Source organism: Gallaecimonas mangrovi (genome assembly GCF_003367375.1).
GTDB lineage: Bacteria > Pseudomonadota > Gammaproteobacteria > Enterobacterales > Gallaecimonadaceae > Gallaecimonas > Gallaecimonas mangrovi.
On record NZ_CP031416.1, the window covers coordinates 1,293,576 to 1,309,390 of the forward strand.

The following is a 15,815-nucleotide window of genomic DNA, read 5'->3' on the forward strand; positions in this document are numbered from 1 at the left end:
TAGCGCAACTGTGGCGTTACGACGGGGATTTTTCTTGCCTGGCCAAGCAGTCTGTTAAGGCGGCAAAATCCATGGGCCGGTAATGCCAAAAACCCTGCTGAAGGTGCACGCCTTTGCCATGAAGGGCCGCGGCTTGTTCGGCCGTTTCAACGCCCTCGGCAACCACTCTAAAGCCAAGCGCTTTTGATAATTGCATTACCGTATCAATGATGGCCTGGCCTTGGGGTGTGTCCATGCTGGCAACAAAACTGCGGTCAATTTTCACTGTGTCTACCGACATGTGCTGGATCATTGAGAGCGACGAATAACCGGTGCCAAAGTCATCAATAGCAATGTGAAAGCCTAGACGCTGTAGCTGCCGTACTCGTTCCAGCAACAAGCGTTTGTCAGCGGCAAACACCGACTCGGTTAGTTCTAAATGCACGCGGCTGGCGGCGATGCCGGTGCGGGTTAGCTTGTGATGAAGCTCGCCAATAAAGGCCGGGTCTTGCAGTTGTATCAAAGACACATTAAGCCCAAGACTAATGCCTTCTAGCCGACTTAATAAGGTAAAAGATTGCTCTGCTACCCAAAGACCTAACGTATGAATAAGGCCGCTTTGTTCGGCCAGCGGAATAAACTCCGCCGGTGATACGGCTTCGCCGTCAAGGGTCCAGCGCAGTAGTACCTCTGCGCCGGTTATCTGGCTTTGGCTATTGATGACGGGCTGAAATGCCAAGTGCAGTTCTTGGTTATCGATGGCATTCACTAAACGGTCTCGCAGCTGCAATTCGCGTTTTAAGCGTTGCTCTAGCGAGTGGTTAAAAAATTCGGCCTTGGCGCTACTGCGCCGCTTTTGGTCGAACATGGCCATGTCGGCTAAGCGGATCAGTTCCTGCTCGTTTTGGCTGTGGTCCGGGTAAAGGGCAATGCCGACGGTGGCGCTGATAGATAGCGTATTGTTTTCTATAGCAAAAGGTTTGGAGATACTTTGGATCAGCGCTTCGGCAAAACCGCGTACCTGCTCTTGGTTTCTCGCCGGTAGTGCCATCAGAAATTCGTCGCCGCCCCAGCGGCAAAACAGTGTTTCTGCGGTGCTGGCGGTGATGAGCCTGCTAGCAACCGCTTTTAGTAAGGCATCGCCAGTGTCGTGGCCAATGCTGTCGTTGACTTTTTTAAAGCCGTCGAGGTCGATAAAGAGCAGCGCCATCGGGCGTTCGGGTTCGGCTTGAATGCGCTGGCTAAAGCGGTCTAAAAAGGCGGTGCGGTTATAAAGACCGGTTAGCGGGTCAAGGTGAGAAAGCTCATAAATACGCTGGGTGCGCTGCTCGACCTTTAGCTCCATATCAGCCAGCAGCTCGTCGTTTTGGTGTTTTAGGGCAATAGATTGCAAGGTGAAGTTGGCTGATTTTGACGCCGACACCACCAGCACTAAGCTGAAGAACAGCCCCATGTAACCCAACAGTTGGTGATAGTCGGTATCTGAGCTGACCAAAATCAGCGAATACGGCAGTATCAGCAACGTGCAATAGCTAATGGCCAGTGTTTTATTGGCTGCCAAAACGTTGGCAGCGCCGCCGGCCATGGCTGACACAATGATGATATTAAAGGTGAGCTCTGAATTGCTGGCGTACTGATAAAAATACAGCGAATAACCTGCCCAGAGCATGGCAGAAAACCAAGAGCCGGCCACAAAACGTTTAAGGGCCTTAAGGCTATCAAAGTCGGCTTTTGTACTTTCTTTACGCCACACCAAAATGTCGGCAATGCGCAGCAAAAGCACCGCTTGCATGGCAAACCACCACACCAGCTTTTTCACTGTGACATCGGCATGTAAAAAGCCGAATACCATGACGGTGCTGGCAATAAAGGTGATGAAAATACCGGAGTAACTGTTGCTGTAGAGCAAGTTAACGGCGTCATCGCGATAGCTTTTAAGCGTTGTTTTATTTTTGGTCATACTGCTCACATAAACATGGCCAAAGTAAAAAGCTCGGCGGCGCTCTGGGGTCTTCTATTTTGTCGGCCTGACTCAGGCTAACTTAAGTGTTAGGGGGCTTAAAAGGGTAGTGGCGCCACTAAGCGTAGCTTATCGCCGGAGACGGGGTGAGCGATTTGTAGCCAGTGGGCATGAAGCATCAGCCGCGATGCGCTAGCAAGGGCGTCGCCGGTTGCGTAAAAACGGTCGCCGAGTATTGGGCAACCGAGCGCTTGCATGTGCACCCGTAACTGGTGGGAGCGGCCTGTGACCGGCGTCATTTCTACGCGGCTGCTGTCTGCGTATTGCTCGGTCACTTTATAGTGGGTAAGGGCATGTTTGCCGTGCTCGAAAGACACCATTTGTTTTGGGCGATTTGGCCAGTCACAGACCAGCGGCAGCTCTACCTGCCCGGAGCGCTCTTCTGGGCAGCCCCAAATCAGTGCTTGATAGCCCTTATGGGTTTGGCGCTCTTGAAATTGGCTTTTTAGGTTGCGCTCGGCATTTTTGTTAAGGGCCAGTACCAAAATACCTGAGGTGTCCATATCCAGGCGATGCACCGCTTCTGCCTGCGGATACTGTTCGCGCACCCGGGTCACAACGGAGTCTTTATGCTCGGCCTGGCGGCCAGGCACCGACAACAGCCCCGACGGCTTGTCGACCACCAGCAAATCTTTGTCTTCCAATAAAATGCTCAGTGGTGCTGTGGGGGGGCGATAAACCAGGGGCTGCATGCTAAGTCTCCGAAACGTCGGCGACACCATAGCACATCAGCGTTTGGCCTTGGACAACTCTAGCCAGTAGCTAACGACTCGTTGCTGGTACTTCTCTTTAAATTGGTCAGTTTGGGAATGATAACGCCCCACCGCTTCCCAAATGTTGCCATGGGTTGCATCGAGGTGGCGCCTGAGCAGTCTGGCGGCAATATGCACATTGGTGCAGGTGTTATAAGCAATATCTTTAATCGTCAGGTGTGGGTAGTACTGCTGCATTTGTGGCAAGTGAATGGAATTGATTTGTGCGACGCCCAGGTCCAAGGTGCCATTGCTGTTGAGGTTCATACTGCCCTTTTTGCCCGCTTCGGCTTTGATGATGGCATAAAGCAAGGAGCTGGCTAATTTAAAGTCCAGCGCCGCTTTCGCCACGCAAAGGCGCAATTCTTGAACGGGTACATCGGTTGGCGGTGGCAGATCCATAAGAAGTTGACAGCAAGGAGTGTTGCAAAAAAGTTTAGCGGCTGATGTAAAAGAGTGAAAGTGCAGCTTTTGTGAGCAGTCAGGCCATTGTGCCTTGCCGCCAGGGTAGGGCTTATGGATAATGGCGCTCGGCGACCTCTCCGGTCCCCTCGCAACGATACCCTGTGAATCTGGTCAGGTCCGGAAGGAAGCAGCCACAGCAGGTGACTCGTGTGCCGGGGTGTGGCTGGAGAGGAAGCCACCTTCCTTGCTCTGTTTCTATCCCTAACGTAGCCTTCAGCCTGACAACAACAACAGGCAGAAACAGGTTATGCGCAAAAATTCTAACGCCTGCTATTACAGCGATTATTTGCAACTTAGCAAATTACTTGACGCCCAAGCCATGGAAAGTGAAAAGCAGGGCGCTCCGGCACATGATGAAATGCTTTTCATCATTACCCACCAAGCTTATGAACTGTGGTTTAAGCAGCTGCTGTTTGAGTTGAAATCGGTAATGGCGCTGTTTGCCGAAGCGGTTCTTGATGACAACGCGCTTGCAACAGTGGTGCACCGACTAAAGCGTTTTACCGCCATTCAAAAGCTCATTAACGAGCAAATTAGCGTGCTGGAAACCATGTCGCCGCAGGAGTTTTTAGAATTCCGAGACTACCTGGTGCCGGCCTCTGGTTTTCAGTCGGTGCAGTTTAAAGAGCTGGAAATTCGCCTGGGCTTGCGGCGCGGCCAACGCACAGCGGCCGACCAGGCGTTTTTCTATTCACGGCTCAATGACCAAGACCGGGCCTACCTGCAAGCAATAGAGCAACAAGACAGCTTGAGCTGCCAGTTGCAGCGCTGGCTGTCGCGGTTGCCATTGTTGGCATTTGACGGCTTTGCTTTTTGGTCGCACTACCAGCGCGGCGCCAAGGCCATGTTGGACTCTGATGAAGCCATTATTCGCGCTACCTTTGAGGGCGACGAGCTGGCTCAGCAATTGTCTGAACTTAACGGCACTCGCCAGCGCTTTATGGCGCTATTTGATGAAAAACACTATCAGAAACTGTTAGCACAGGGGCAGCTGCGTTTTAGCCACGACGCCTTAATGTCGGCACTTTTTATTAACCTCTACCGTGACGAGCCGCTGTTTCAACTGCCGTTTCAGCTACTCACCACCCTGATGGAAATTGATGAGCAGTTCACGGCTTGGCGCTACCGCCATGTGTTGATGGTGCAGCGCATGTTGGGTTCAAAAATTGGTACTGGCGGTTCATCCGGCAGCGATTATTTGCGTCGCAATACCGAGGCGAATCGTCTTTTTGGCGATCTGTATGCCATATCAACCTACCTGCTACCCAAGCATGCTTTGCCTGCGCTACCCGAGGCGGTGAAAAAGCGCCTTGGTTTTAGCTTGAGTGGCGAATAAAAAAGGCGGGCTTTATGCCCGCCTTTTATGGCTTTAAAGCGGCGGCGGCTTTAAAAAGCAACCGGTGCAAATCAACCACCTTTTGCAGTTCGGTTTGGTAGCCACCGCCAATCACCGCGGCCACCGGAATGTCTTTTTCAAGGCAGCGTTTTAGCACCTGATAATCACGTTGATAAAGGCCTTGGCTGCTGACGTTGAAATACCCCAGTTCGTCGTCGCTGTGAATATCGACACCGGCATCATAGAGCACCAAGTCAGGCTGAAAGTAACGCAGCGACAGCTCAAGGGCATCAACCATGGCGCTGAGGTAGTCGTGGTCGGTCAGACCGGCGGCCAGTGCAATATCCAGGTCAGAATCGGGCTTTTTGGCCGGGTAGTTGCGGGCGGCATGCACTGACACGCTAATGCAGTCAGGATGCTTGGCAAGCATGGTGGCGGTGCCGTCACCTTGGTGTACGTCGCAGTCAAATACCAGTACTCGCCTGGCACGGCCTTGTGCCACCAGGGTTTGGGCCGCCATGGCTAAGTCGTTAAAGATGCAATAACCGCCGCCTTTATCAAAATGGGCATGGTGGTAGCCACCGGACAAGTGCAAGGCAAGGCCATGTTCCAGCGCCAGCTCTGCCGTGAGCAAGGTGCCTTTATTGGCCGCCAGGGTGCGCTCAATCAGTTTGTCGCTCATGGGAAAACCAATACGCCGCGCCATCATGGTGGGCAGGCTTTGAGTGAGAAAGCCCTCAACGTAATTTGGCTCGTGCCAGCACCTTGGGTAATCAGCGTCTGGCTCGGCGCTAAAGTATTGGTGAGCAACGGCGGCAAAATCGCCGGCCAGAGCGTTTTTGAGCAACGCGTATTTGCCGACCGGAAAGCGATGATTGGCCGGCAAAGGAAAGCTGTAACTTGAGTGGTAAACCAGCGGCAGCATCAGTGCTGGGATTTAAGCCACTGCTCAAAGCGCTGGCGGGTATCGGCATCGGCTTGGCTCCACCAATATTTGAGCTGCTGTTCGGCCATGTTTTGCGCTTTTACAGGATCGCTTGGTAGCTGTTTTGGCGGTGCGTCAGGGCGTGGCGTTAAGGCGGCTAATTGGTGGCCTTTTATTGTTTCCAGTAGATAGTGGGGGTTTTCACGCCATTTTTTGGCAGCATCAACATCAATGAGTTTTGGTGTGGTAAGCAGGTAGTTACCGTCGGTTGGAATGTCGATGGTTATCCAGTGTGGGTCGGTCTCCACCTTGGTGTTGGACTCGAAGCCGTCAGGGAAGATCCAGGAGTAGCTGACTTTCAGCTGATGTTTACCGGGGCTAAGGGTGATGTGGTCGGTTTTATGCCACAGATAATTTTTAAACTCGGTATTGTCGGCTTGATAAACATAGACGGCATCAGCCAGTTTCACTTCGGCGGCGTGGGCCGACAGGGCAAAAACAGAAAGGGCCAGTAATGACTTAAAACGCATTTATTGCCTCCAGGTAGCCTCAAGGGACTCCAGACGTTCTTCCAATTCAGTGATCGCCTGGCGGCAGCGCCCCAAGCGTTGGTACTGGCGGAGTATTTCAGCCTGATGTTGCATTGTCATGAAGCTGTCATTTTTTAACTGACGAATTTTTTGGTCAAGACGACGTTCGTAGTCTTTATATTCTTTGAGTTTTTCATATAGGGGCCGGTAGCGACCAACAACGGCGTTCAGAATAGGGCGTACATTGGCACCGGTATCGTCGGTTAACCGTTGCTGGCGAATAGCGCGGTTAAGGGCGGTAAAGCGCGTTTCAAAATGTTCCAGGCGAGCGGTAATGGCGCGTTGGCTAAGGTTTTCTGCTTGCTGCTGCAACTCATCAAGGCTTTGCTGCAGCTCATCAACATAAGGTTCAAAGGCGCGGCCTTTTTGCCGAAAAAGCCCTTCAAGAAAGAGAGCCCGGTTAGGGTTTTTGGCGAGCTTACCTTCTTTAGCGCGCAGACCATCAGCCTTTTGCGCCAGTTGGCGAAGTTCACTAAGGGTATGTTGTAAACGGTTTAAACCGTCGATGGCATGCATAGGCGTTGGCCTTGTTGTTAACCCAAATAATGGCCGATAACAGCGCGATAAAATACTAAGGGGTAGCGCCACAATTGCCCAGCACTACCTTTCTATCTCGCGACTAAAGGGGGGCAGGGCGTCAAGCAGCTTTGCACCATAGCGGCGCGTGACCAAACGTCTATCCAACAGCACAATCCGGCCGTGGTCGGTTTCTGAGCGCAGCAATCGCCCGGCGGCTTGCACCAAACGTCTGGCCACTTGCGGCAACGCCAGTGACATAAAGGCGTTACCCCCTTTGGCTTCAATATATTCTGCTTGGGCTTGGCTTATCGGGTCGTCAGGTACCGCAAAGGGCAGTTTGGTTATGATGAGGTTTGTTAGCAGTTCCCCTTTTAGATCAAGCCCTTCTGCCAGTGCCCCTGTGCCAAACAAAATAGACCCTTGGCCGTTTTTAATTCGCAAGGCGTGGGCTTTTAACATGGCTTGGCGGTTTTCGCGGCCTTGTACCAGCGGGGCTATTGGCAGGCGACCATTGAGCTTTTTAGCCACCGCTTCCATTTGCCAGTAACTGGCAAAGAGCACCAGTGAAGCGTCGTTGGCATCTAGCCATTTAGGCAACACTTCCGCCAGTTCATCAGTAAAGCCCGGGTCGCTGGGGTCGGTTTTCATTTTGGGAATGATTAATCGCCCCTGCTTGGGGTAATCAAAAGGTGAGGGCAGTACTTTGTATTGGCAGCCCTCCATGTTGCTAAGCCCCAGCTCCCTTGCGGTGTGGCTAAAACCCTGATGGCTTTGTAGGGTGGCAGAGGTTAATACCGCCCCTGCGCAGTTTTCCCAAAGCTTGTATTTGAGTTCGCTGGCGACCTCGATTGGCGCTGCCGACAGCACGATGTCTTTGTCGGTACGTTCAAGCCATTTCGCCCAAGGAATGTTTTGATCAGCTGCTAATGCCCCCCATAGCTTTTGTAAACGCTCGGCGCCTTCCATGGCCGTTAGCAAATGCTCTTGTATCGGCAGCAGCTTCGGGGTGCTTTCGCTGTCTATCAAGGCCAGCACTTGTTGCAATTTACCGTTGAGTTTTTGGGCGGCGGCATGTTGGTCTTCGGCAACATTTTTCAACCACTCCGGTAGTTTCCCTTCTGGGAAACGGTATTGCTCCTCACCCATGAAAGACTGGCGCTGAAGCCATTGGTAAACACTTTGCTGGCCACCGGCTAACTCTTGGGCGGTATCTTGTACCACCAGGGTTGGGCCAACCAGGCTGTCCTTTTTTAACAAGCCTTGTAAGTCATCCAGTAACCCGGGAAGACGCACCAGCCAGTCTTTGTCGGTTAGTAACCGGCTGTGCTGTTCAAGAAAAGAGCGGGCACTTTCCGCCAAATGATGGGCTTCGTCGATAATGTAAAAGGTGTTATCCGGGTCGGGGAGCAGGGTGCCTCCGCCTTGGGCAAGATCAGTTAACAACACATGGTGGTTGACCACCCACAAATCGACCTGGTCTGGGTTCTCACGGCTTTTCCAGTAAGGGCAATCTCTGTGTCCAGCACCGCTGCAACTTAGCCTGTCACTTTCAATATTTCGCCATTGCTCAGCGGGAATTGCTTTTGGCCAGCTATCACGGTCGCCGTCCCATTTTCCGGCGAGATAGCTTGCCAACAACTTTTGGTAAAAGTCGGGGGCACCAAACAAATCTGCTGACGTCGCCGCTGCTTTTAGTTTGTGTAAACAGCAGTAGCGTTGCCGCCCTTTTAGTAGGCGAGCCTCCACCTTTAGCCCTGCCTTTACCAGCTGATGTATGTCTTTTTTTATCAGCTGTTCTTGCAGCGCCACCGTTGCCGTAGCAACCACCACTTTACGTTTGTGGTGCCGTGCTACCGGTAGTGTTCCTATCAAATATCCCAATGATTTCCCGACACCAGTGCCCGCCTGAGCCATCAATAGCCGCTGCTGGCGGTGGTAATCGCCAGCCAAGGTTTTCGCAACTTCAGCTATTAGCTGCTGCTGCCCCTTGCGCGGTTTAAAGCCAGAGCTTTGCTGACCCAGTGTGCGGTAAAGGGTTTGGATCTCTGATTTGGTTTTATCGGAAAGCAAGGGTTCAAGAGAAAAGCGGGGTGATAACGGCATTGTACTGAAAGCGACGCCTCAGTGGGAACGGCAAGAGAGAGAAATGATTAATTAGACAATATAGGTGTTAAAAATTAACCAATATTTTACCAGTGGCTATTTTTTGAACCGCTTCTATTGTTGTTAAACCTTAGTTTTATGTGCCAATTGCTATTAATTGTTGCTAATTAAAATTTTAAATGTGCAAATTTACGAGCTTCCTGTTTGAGTGTAAGTTATTGATTTTAGTTTTTTAATTTTATTTTTATTAAAATATTGTGATGTGATTTGCGGTTTGTAACCATAGTGTTGACGCAAGTTGTCCACTGTGTTTATATTTTTCCCGACGGTTGGGGCTAACCCAATAACAACAGCTGTTTTTAATACAAAGCTGAAACAATAAGCCATGTAAATGGTCCAGGGAGATAATTGTTATGTATCGCAATAGTAAACTGGCGAGCTCAGTTAGATGGGCGCTGCTTGCTGCTAGCGCTGCGTCAGTAGCGTTGCCTGCATTCGCTGCGGATGAAACGTCTACGGATGATGGTAGTAAGCAACCAGAACGTATCGAAGTAACAGGTTCACGCATCAAGCGTGTCGACATGGAGACTGCCTCTCCTGTTACCATCATCACGCGCGCCGACATTGAGCTTTCAGGTAATACCTCTGTTGAAGACGTTTTAAATAACGTTGCTGCCAACAGCTTTGGTTCTTGGCGTGGTAAGTCTGGCTATGGTTCTGGTTATTCAGGCACTTCTAGCGTCGACTTACGTGGTTTGGGGGCCACTCTGGTACTGTTAGATGGCCGCCGTTTGCCTGGTACCGGTGGTTCTGGGGGCTCTGAATACGACACTTCTTCTATCCCGTTGGCAATTGTTGATCGCATCGAGATTTTACGTGACGGTGCTTCTGCTATTTATGGCTCTGATGCGGTAGCTGGTGTTGTTAACATCATCACCAAAAAAGAGTTTGACGGTGTCACTCTGAGCGTTCAAACCGAAAGCCCGGATGTGGATGGTGGTTTAACGACTCGCTATGAGTTGTCTGCTGGTGCTACTGGTGAGCGCGGTAGCTTGGTTTTTGTGGCTCAACACGAAGATCAAAACGAAATTACTGATGCCGCCATTTACGGCAAAGATGCTGCTTTCTCAAGCTATTCTCCTGTTGCTCGTGGCACCTACACCGATGATGCTGGTGATAGCCATTATTACGCCAATATGGACTTGTGTGGTGCTACTCCTAACACCGGTGCACTGTCTAGCTCTTTAGGTGATTACTGCGGTTATGCCTACGGTAACGTCACTTGGCTGTATGGTAGTTCCACCAAAGATAACGTTCTGTCCAAGTTTACTTATTCCTTGACGGATGACTTGACCTTGAAAGGCCGTGTCAGCGCAATCAAGAACGAAACTTGGAGCCGTTACGCGCCAACGCCCGTATCCACCACCACTTTGACAATGGATGCTGATAATCCGAATAACCCAACCGATTATGACATTTCCAGTATTGCGTTCCGTACGGCTCAATTAGGTAACCGTGATACAAAGTACGACACCAGCGTCATTGATTATGTTGTTGGCTTAGACGGTACTACCGATATTGGTAAAAGCGTTGATTGGAACGTTAACTACCAGCACACAACTTCCACCGAAACCACTCACAACTATAACCTGACCAACGATACTGCAGTTCAAACACTGATTGACGATGGTGACTTGGACATCTTTAACGTTGCAGGTGAGTCTGCTTCAGATTGGTATAGCGACCTTGACGATGCGCTGACCGACGCTAACCACACCGGTATTTGGGAAGTCGACCAGGTTCGCGACATTTTCGACGGTTCTGCTAGCACTGACCTGTATACCGGCGATATGTTTACACTGAGCGGTGTTGTTGGTGCTGAATACGAGCATCTGAAATTTATCCAAAAATCAGACCCTGAATCCGGTGCTGGCTTTGTTTCCGGTGGTTCCGGTGGCGATGACGTAGATGCTAAACGTGACCGTACCTCTTTCTACGCCGAGTTCGTGTTCCAATTGCCCTACAACATCGAACTTGATACTGCTATCCGTAACGATGATTACAAACTAAGTGGTAACACTGGTGATGAAGTTGTTAGCTCCAGCTTCTCTGATACGACTCACCGGGTAGCACTGTCTTATCGTCCAACTGACAGCTTGTTGTTGCGTGCTACATGGGGTGAGGCTTTCCGGGCTCCAACCATGAGCGAGCTTTACTCTAGCCGTTCATTTAGTTTCCCTAACGCTTACGACACCCTTTATTGTGATGTGGAAGGTAATGCCTCTAGCAATCCGAACTACTGCCAAAATACCCAGCAGCATTTGACTTGGTACGGTGGTAACCCGGACCTGCAGCCTGAAACCTCTGATTCCTACACCTTGGGCTTTGTGTGGAACATCACTCAAGACCTGTCTTGGGAACTGGGTTACTGGAGCATCAAGTACGACAATAAAGTCGAAGACTTGGACGTAGATGACATCATTGCTCTGGAAGCCGCTACTGGGTCTAGCTCAAACATTACCCGTGGCGCTGATGGCACTATCACGTCTATCCAAAGCGGCTATGTCAACTTGTCAACCTACCAGACTTCTGGTTATGACATGAAGGTGAACTATAAGATCCCGACTAGCATCGGTGACTTTGGTGTGAGCCTGGATGCCAGCTACATTGATGAGTGGAAGTATAAAGCTAGTGACTCTGATCCTTACACGGATTACGCCGGTCAGACTGGCTACCCGGATCTTCGCGCTAACTTAGGCGTTGATTGGTCAATGGATGATTATTTTGCATCGCTGTACTTTAGCTACATCGGCGATCAGGATAATGAGCTGTATGGCGATTCTTACTACAAGATCCCTTCATACACCAAAACCAACTTGACCGCGGGTTACCACACCCCTTGGAATGGCAAAGTGACTTTGGGTATCGCTAACCTGTTTAACCGCGATGCTCCAGCGCAATATGCCGGCTGGCGTGGTATCGATGACAACTTGTATGACATCGGTGGCCGTACCCTGCAATTCCGTTACGAGCAAAAGTTCTAACAAAGAACGTAAAAATTAAAAAGGTGGCCTTGGGCCACCTTTTTTTGTAATAGTCAGTTTCGCTTTTTGAGGCATATTTTTAGTTGCATTCTGCCTAAAAAGGCCGGTATCCAAGGATTCTTAACAGTCTGGAATTGATCTCCCACCGCAATAAAAGCCAGATGTAAAGCATTCATTTCCCATAAGGTGATCTCCTCTACAGCCCTTGTCTAAGCTGTGTTGACACCCTGAAACTAATCTGGAATCATCGACGGCTGGTGTACCTCGTATTGAATGCGAGAGTACAGTCCTTAGAACGCCTACCACATACCGTGAGTAGGGCTCCATAACGATAAGACGTTGGTTGGGAACTATGTCCAGACTAAGCAAGAGAAGCACACTCGCTGCGGCCCTTGCCGGTGCCTTTATGTTTGCCGGTAGCGCCGCTCACGCGGCCGATCCTCTTGTATCTTCTCAAGACGTTGAGAAAAATATCAATGACTCCGCCGCGGCCTCACAGGCCAAAATCGATAAAATTTCAGACCAGACTAACGACCTGATTGCGGATTACCGCACGACGGTTGCTCAGACTAACAACCTGAAAATTTATAACGACCATATTGCTAAGCTTATTGAGAGCCAGCAAAAAGAAATGGCCGGTTACAACAAGCAAATCGCTAACATCACCAAAACTCAAGAGGGCGTTGTTCCTCTGATGTATAAGATGATCGATTCGCTTGCCGAGTTTGTAAAACTCGATATTCCTTTCAAAGAGGAAGAACGTACCAAGCGTATTCAGAAACTGCGTGACATGATGGAAGACTCTTCTATCTCCACGTCTGAGCGCTATCGCCAGATCATGGATGCCTATCAGATCGAACTGGAATACGGCTCCAAAAGTGAAGCTTGGCAGGGCGTTCTTCCTGTCGACGGTAAACAGCTTTCTGTTGACTTCGCTCACATCGGTCGGGTTGCTTTCATCGCACTGTCTTTGGATCAGCAAAATGCTTGGTTCTGGAACCGTGAGAAGAAAGATTGGGAAAAACTGGGTGACAACTACATCACTTCGATCCGCCAAGCGGTCAAGATGGCTCGTAACCAGGCTGCCCCAGACCTCATCAAACTGCCAATCGAAGCACCGGAGTCTGCAGAATGAAAACTGTATTGAAGAGCGTAGTGCTGGCCGCTGGCTTAGTACTTACAGCCCAACCTGTTCTGGCTGCAGCTCCTCAGGCCAAGACCTTGGAGCAGTTGCTTAAACAGGTTCAGAGCGATCGTGTTTCTGACAACAAGATCAACAAGCAACGCGAGCAGGAATTCCTTTCTGCCCGTGCTGACAAACAAGCTCTGTTGAGTAAAGCAAAGCGCGAACTTGCTGACGAGAAAGCGCGTGGCGACCAGCTGGCTAAAGACTTCTCTGATAACGAGAAGAAACTGTCTGCTCTGGAAGAAAAACTGACACTTGCCACTGGTAACATGGGTGAGATGTTCGGTGTTGTTCGCCAGGTAGCCGGTGACGCTGAATCACGTTTCCAAAGTTCTATTGTTTCCGCCCAGTATCCTGGCCGTGACAAAGAAATGAAGAAACTGGCTCAGTCTAAAGAACTGCCTGAGTTGCCGCAGCTTGAAGACCTGTGGTTTGCGCTGCAAAAAGAAATGACCGCTTCCGGTGAAATCGTCAAATTCAAAGCTCCCGTTATCACTGTTGATGGCGAGAAGAAAGAAATGGACGTTACCCGTGTTGGTACTTTCAACCTGCTGAACAATAACGAATACCTGGTTTACAACGCCGACAGCGGTACCGTTGGTGAATTGTCTCGTCAGCCAGAGTCTTACATGACTGACTCTGTTAAAAACTACGAAGACAGCAAATCTGGTTACACCGCTCTGTACGTTGACCCCTCTCGCGGTACTATCCTGAGCCTTCTGACTCAGAAAGTAACCCTGTGGGAACGCTACAACCAAGGTGGTTCAGTTGGTTATATCATCACCGCAGTATTGGCCTTGGGTCTGCTGATTGTTATCGAGCGTCTGGTTGTTCTGGGTGGCATGAGCGCCGCTATCAGCAAACAACGTAAGTCTGGCACTCCTAGCGACAATAACCCGCTTGGTCGTATCCTGAAAGTTTATGAGAACAACCGCTCTGTTGATGTTGAAACTCTTGAACTGAAATTGGATGAAGCCATTTTGAAAGAAACCCCGCGTATTGAACGTGGCGTATCTGTTATCAAAGTATTGGCTGCTGTAGCTCCTCTGCTGGGTCTGTTGGGTACTGTTACCGGTATGATTGGTACCTTCCAATCTATTACCTTGTTCGGTACTGGTGACCCGAAAATCATGGCTGGTGGTATCTCTATGGCCCTGGTAACTACCGTACTGGGTCTGGTAGCAGCTCTGCCGTTGATCTTCTTGCACTCCATCGTGTACTCACGTAGCCAGTCTCTCATCCACATTGTGGAAGAGCAGGCCGCTGGCATTATCGCTGAGCACGCGGAGAAGGAGTCTAAGTAATGATGCTTTTCCTGATAGAGCTATGGGAATCTGTCAGGGATTTTATGAATGCCGGTGGGCTTGTTCTCTACTGGCTGGCCATCGTGCTGTTCGTGATGTGGGTTCTGATGATTGAACGCTACATTTATGTAACTTGGTCTTTCCCCTCCGTGGTGAAAGGTGCAGTTAATAAATGGGAAGCTCGCTCGGATACCACATCTTGGTACGCGCATAGAATCCGTGAAGCATGGATCTCCCAAGCCAATGAAAAGTTGAACGCGCGCATGCATCTTATTGGCACCCTGGTAGCGGTTTGTCCGCTGATGGGTCTGCTAGGCACAGTAACCGGTATGGTTCACGTGTTTGAGATCATGGCTAACACAGGAACCGGGAATCCCCGCCTCATGGCATCTGGTATTTCCATGGCCACCATCCCGACGATGGCTGGTATGGTTGCTGCGTTGTCAGGGGTGTTCTTCAGTTCTCGGCTCGATGCCAAGGTTAAGGTTGCCGGCCATCAATTGGTCGACAGCATGCCGCACAAGTTCTAAGAGAGAGTAGCTATGGCACGTAAACGTGTACGGCAGGAGGAAGAAGCCAGTATCGATATGACTCCGATGCTCGACATCGTGTTTATCATGCTGATCTTCTTCATCGTGACCACCTCTTTTGTAAAAGAGTCCGGTATTGATGTTAACCGCCCAACAGCGGCCACGGCGACGAAGAAAAAGTCTGCCAACATCTTTATTGGTATTAAGGCAAACGGCGACATCTACATGGAAAAACGCCAGGTAGATGTAGAGCGTGTTCGCGCCAACGTTGAAAAAATGCTGGCCGATACCCCTGAAGCCTCCGTTGTTATCCAGGCTGACAAAGACGCCAAAAACGGTGTTGTTGTTTCAGTTATGGACCAAGTTAAGGCTGCGGGCGTCGATAAGATTTCCATTGCCGCATCACCTGGGAGTTAATGATGGCTAGATCCATAGCAAGTATATTGCTGGGGATTGTGGTCACCTTTGTCCTGATTTGGTTCATGGCATACCTGATCTCTGGCGGCGCTAAGCGTAATGCTGATAGCGGCGATACGCCGATGATTGATATCGCAATGAATGTTCAGGAAGCACCTCCCCAGCAGAAGCACCGGGAGCTGCCCAAAAAGCCGCCGCCGCCGAAGCAGCCGCCAAAGCCGCTGAAAGCGATTCCGGATACGCCGGATAAGCCGCAGCAACAACAGATGCAGAATCTGAATGTGCCTAAGCTTAACTTTGCGTCTCACGGTAACGGCCCCGCTATGGGAGCACCTTCTATAGGTGGTGGTATGGGCGGTGGTGATGGTGACGCTACACCTATCTTCCGTATGGATCCTAAATATCCAGTGGAAGCGGCTCGTGATGGTAAAGAAGGTTGGGTAAAACTGAGCTTCACCATTAACGAGATTGGTGGTGTGGAAGACATCAGAGTGATCGACGCTCACCCTAGACGTATTTTTGACCGCGCCGCTAAACGTGCGCTGGCCAAATGGAAATACAAGCCGAAGATCGTTGATGGCAAACCGGTTAAACAACCTGGTTTGACTGTTCAGTTGGACTTCAAACTGGAGGGTAAAAGGTAAT

At 50.3% G+C, this 15,815-nt stretch carries 14 protein-coding genes and 1 other RNA gene; 8 read left to right on the forward strand and 7 right to left on the reverse strand.

Annotated elements, in window-relative coordinates; translation table 11 throughout:
* Window positions 1–16: 16 nt before the first annotated feature.
* The 3 genes from DW350_RS06115 to DW350_RS06125 form a co-directional block, all read right to left on the reverse strand.
* Window positions 17–1,939, reverse strand: coding sequence for a putative bifunctional diguanylate cyclase/phosphodiesterase (locus DW350_RS06115; protein WP_115718024.1), 1,923 nt, complete (start codon window positions 1,937–1,939; stop codon window positions 17–19).
* Window positions 1,940–2,037: 98 nt separating this feature from the next.
* Window positions 2,038–2,691 carry a bifunctional tRNA pseudouridine(32) synthase/23S rRNA pseudouridine(746) synthase RluA gene (gene rluA, locus DW350_RS06120; protein WP_115718025.1) on the reverse strand — a complete coding sequence of 218 codons (654 nt, stop codon included), beginning with the start codon at window positions 2,689–2,691 and terminating at the stop codon, window positions 2,038–2,040.
* A gap of 36 nt (window positions 2,692–2,727) precedes the next feature.
* Entirely contained in the window at window positions 2,728–3,153 is a 426-nt protein-coding gene (locus DW350_RS06125; RefSeq protein WP_115718026.1) for a lytic transglycosylase domain-containing protein, read from the reverse strand.
* Between the two features lie 138 nt (window positions 3,154–3,291).
* Between DW350_RS06125 and ffs the strand changes: the two genes are divergently transcribed.
* Window positions 3,292–3,388: signal recognition particle sRNA small type (gene ffs / locus DW350_RS06130), an RNA gene on the forward strand.
* A 75-nt stretch (window positions 3,389–3,463) separates the two neighbouring features.
* Window positions 3,464–4,552: a tryptophan 2,3-dioxygenase family protein gene (locus DW350_RS06135; RefSeq protein ID WP_115718027.1), complete on the forward strand. Its 1,089-nt coding sequence runs from the start codon at window positions 3,464–3,466 to the stop codon at window positions 4,550–4,552.
* Window positions 4,553–4,577: 25 nt separating this feature from the next.
* On the opposite strand, the gene DW350_RS06140 is transcribed toward DW350_RS06135, so the two are convergent.
* The 4 genes from DW350_RS06140 to dinG all read right to left on the reverse strand — a co-directional run bounded on the left by DW350_RS06140 (window position 4,578) and on the right by dinG (window position 8,689).
* Window positions 4,578–5,477: a histone deacetylase family protein gene (locus DW350_RS06140; RefSeq protein WP_115718028.1), complete on the reverse strand. Its 900-nt coding sequence runs from the start codon at window positions 5,475–5,477 to the stop codon at window positions 4,578–4,580.
* Entirely contained in the window at window positions 5,477–6,007 is a 531-nt protein-coding gene (locus DW350_RS06145) for a DUF2057 family protein (RefSeq protein ID WP_115718029.1), read from the reverse strand. The genes DW350_RS06140 and DW350_RS06145 overlap by 1 nt, the downstream gene beginning before the upstream one ends.
* The gene (gene priC / locus DW350_RS06150; RefSeq protein WP_115718030.1) at window positions 6,008–6,583 is read right to left on the reverse strand and encodes a primosomal replication protein PriC; all 576 of its coding nucleotides are present in this window, start codon (window positions 6,581–6,583) and stop codon (window positions 6,008–6,010) included.
* A gap of 84 nt (window positions 6,584–6,667) precedes the next feature.
* Window positions 6,668–8,689, reverse strand: a complete 2,022-nt coding sequence (gene dinG, locus DW350_RS06155) for an ATP-dependent DNA helicase DinG (RefSeq protein WP_115718031.1) — start codon at window positions 8,687–8,689, stop codon at window positions 6,668–6,670.
* A gap of 581 nt (window positions 8,690–9,270) precedes the next feature.
* Here dinG and DW350_RS06160 point away from each other — a divergent pair.
* From DW350_RS06160 to DW350_RS06185, 6 genes are all read left to right on the forward strand, one after another.
* Window positions 9,271–11,733 (forward strand): TonB-dependent receptor, encoded by a 2,463-nt coding sequence (locus DW350_RS06160; RefSeq protein WP_192954829.1) that lies wholly within the window; start codon window positions 9,271–9,273, stop codon window positions 11,731–11,733.
* A gap of 406 nt (window positions 11,734–12,139) precedes the next feature.
* Window positions 12,140–12,868, forward strand: coding sequence for a DUF3450 domain-containing protein (locus DW350_RS06165; protein ID WP_264296844.1), 729 nt, complete (start codon window positions 12,140–12,142; stop codon window positions 12,866–12,868).
* Window positions 12,865–14,223 (forward strand): MotA/TolQ/ExbB proton channel family protein, encoded by a 1,359-nt coding sequence (locus tag DW350_RS06170; protein ID WP_115718034.1) that lies wholly within the window; start codon window positions 12,865–12,867, stop codon window positions 14,221–14,223. Before DW350_RS06165 ends, DW350_RS06170 begins: the two co-directional genes overlap by 4 nt.
* A complete protein-coding gene (locus DW350_RS06175; RefSeq protein WP_336406978.1) occupies window positions 14,223–14,753 on the forward strand; it encodes a MotA/TolQ/ExbB proton channel family protein in 531 nt (176 codons plus the stop codon). The genes DW350_RS06170 and DW350_RS06175 overlap by 1 nt, the downstream gene beginning before the upstream one ends.
* A 12-nt stretch (window positions 14,754–14,765) precedes the next feature.
* The gene (locus DW350_RS06180) at window positions 14,766–15,170 is read left to right on the forward strand and encodes an ExbD/TolR family protein (protein WP_115718035.1); all 405 of its coding nucleotides are present in this window, start codon (window positions 14,766–14,768) and stop codon (window positions 15,168–15,170) included.
* Between the two features lie 65 nt (window positions 15,171–15,235).
* The gene (locus DW350_RS06185; protein ID WP_336406979.1) at window positions 15,236–15,814 is read left to right on the forward strand and encodes an energy transducer TonB; all 579 of its coding nucleotides are present in this window, start codon (window positions 15,236–15,238) and stop codon (window positions 15,812–15,814) included.
* Window position 15,815 lies beyond the last annotated feature (1 nt).

Coding starts and splice junctions, on each gene's coding strand:
- DW350_RS06115 (WP_115718024.1), bottom strand. CDS start 1,939: ATGACCAAAAATAAAACAACGCTTAAAAGCTATCGCGATGACGCCGTT.
- rluA (WP_115718025.1), bottom strand. CDS start 2,691: ATGCAGCCCCTGGTTTATCGCCCCCCCACAGCACCACTGAGCATTTTA.
- DW350_RS06125 (WP_115718026.1), bottom strand. CDS start 3,153: ATGGATCTGCCACCGCCAACCGATGTACCCGTTCAAGAATTGCGCCTT.
- DW350_RS06135 (WP_115718027.1), top strand. CDS start 3,464: ATGCGCAAAAATTCTAACGCCTGCTATTACAGCGATTATTTGCAACTT.
- DW350_RS06140 (WP_115718028.1), bottom strand. CDS start 5,477: ATGCTGCCGCTGGTTTACCACTCAAGTTACAGCTTTCCTTTGCCGGCC.
- DW350_RS06145 (WP_115718029.1), bottom strand. CDS start 6,007: ATGCGTTTTAAGTCATTACTGGCCCTTTCTGTTTTTGCCCTGTCGGCC.
- priC (WP_115718030.1), bottom strand. CDS start 6,583: ATGCATGCCATCGACGGTTTAAACCGTTTACAACATACCCTTAGTGAA.
- dinG (WP_115718031.1), bottom strand. CDS start 8,689: ATGCCGTTATCACCCCGCTTTTCTCTTGAACCCTTGCTTTCCGATAAA.
- DW350_RS06160 (WP_192954829.1), top strand. CDS start 9,271: ATGGAGACTGCCTCTCCTGTTACCATCATCACGCGCGCCGACATTGAG.
- DW350_RS06165 (WP_264296844.1), top strand. CDS start 12,140: ATGTTTGCCGGTAGCGCCGCTCACGCGGCCGATCCTCTTGTATCTTCT.
- DW350_RS06170 (WP_115718034.1), top strand. CDS start 12,865: ATGAAAACTGTATTGAAGAGCGTAGTGCTGGCCGCTGGCTTAGTACTT.
- DW350_RS06175 (WP_336406978.1), top strand. CDS start 14,223: ATGATGCTTTTCCTGATAGAGCTATGGGAATCTGTCAGGGATTTTATG.
- DW350_RS06180 (WP_115718035.1), top strand. CDS start 14,766: ATGGCACGTAAACGTGTACGGCAGGAGGAAGAAGCCAGTATCGATATG.
- DW350_RS06185 (WP_336406979.1), top strand. CDS start 15,236: ATGGCATACCTGATCTCTGGCGGCGCTAAGCGTAATGCTGATAGCGGC.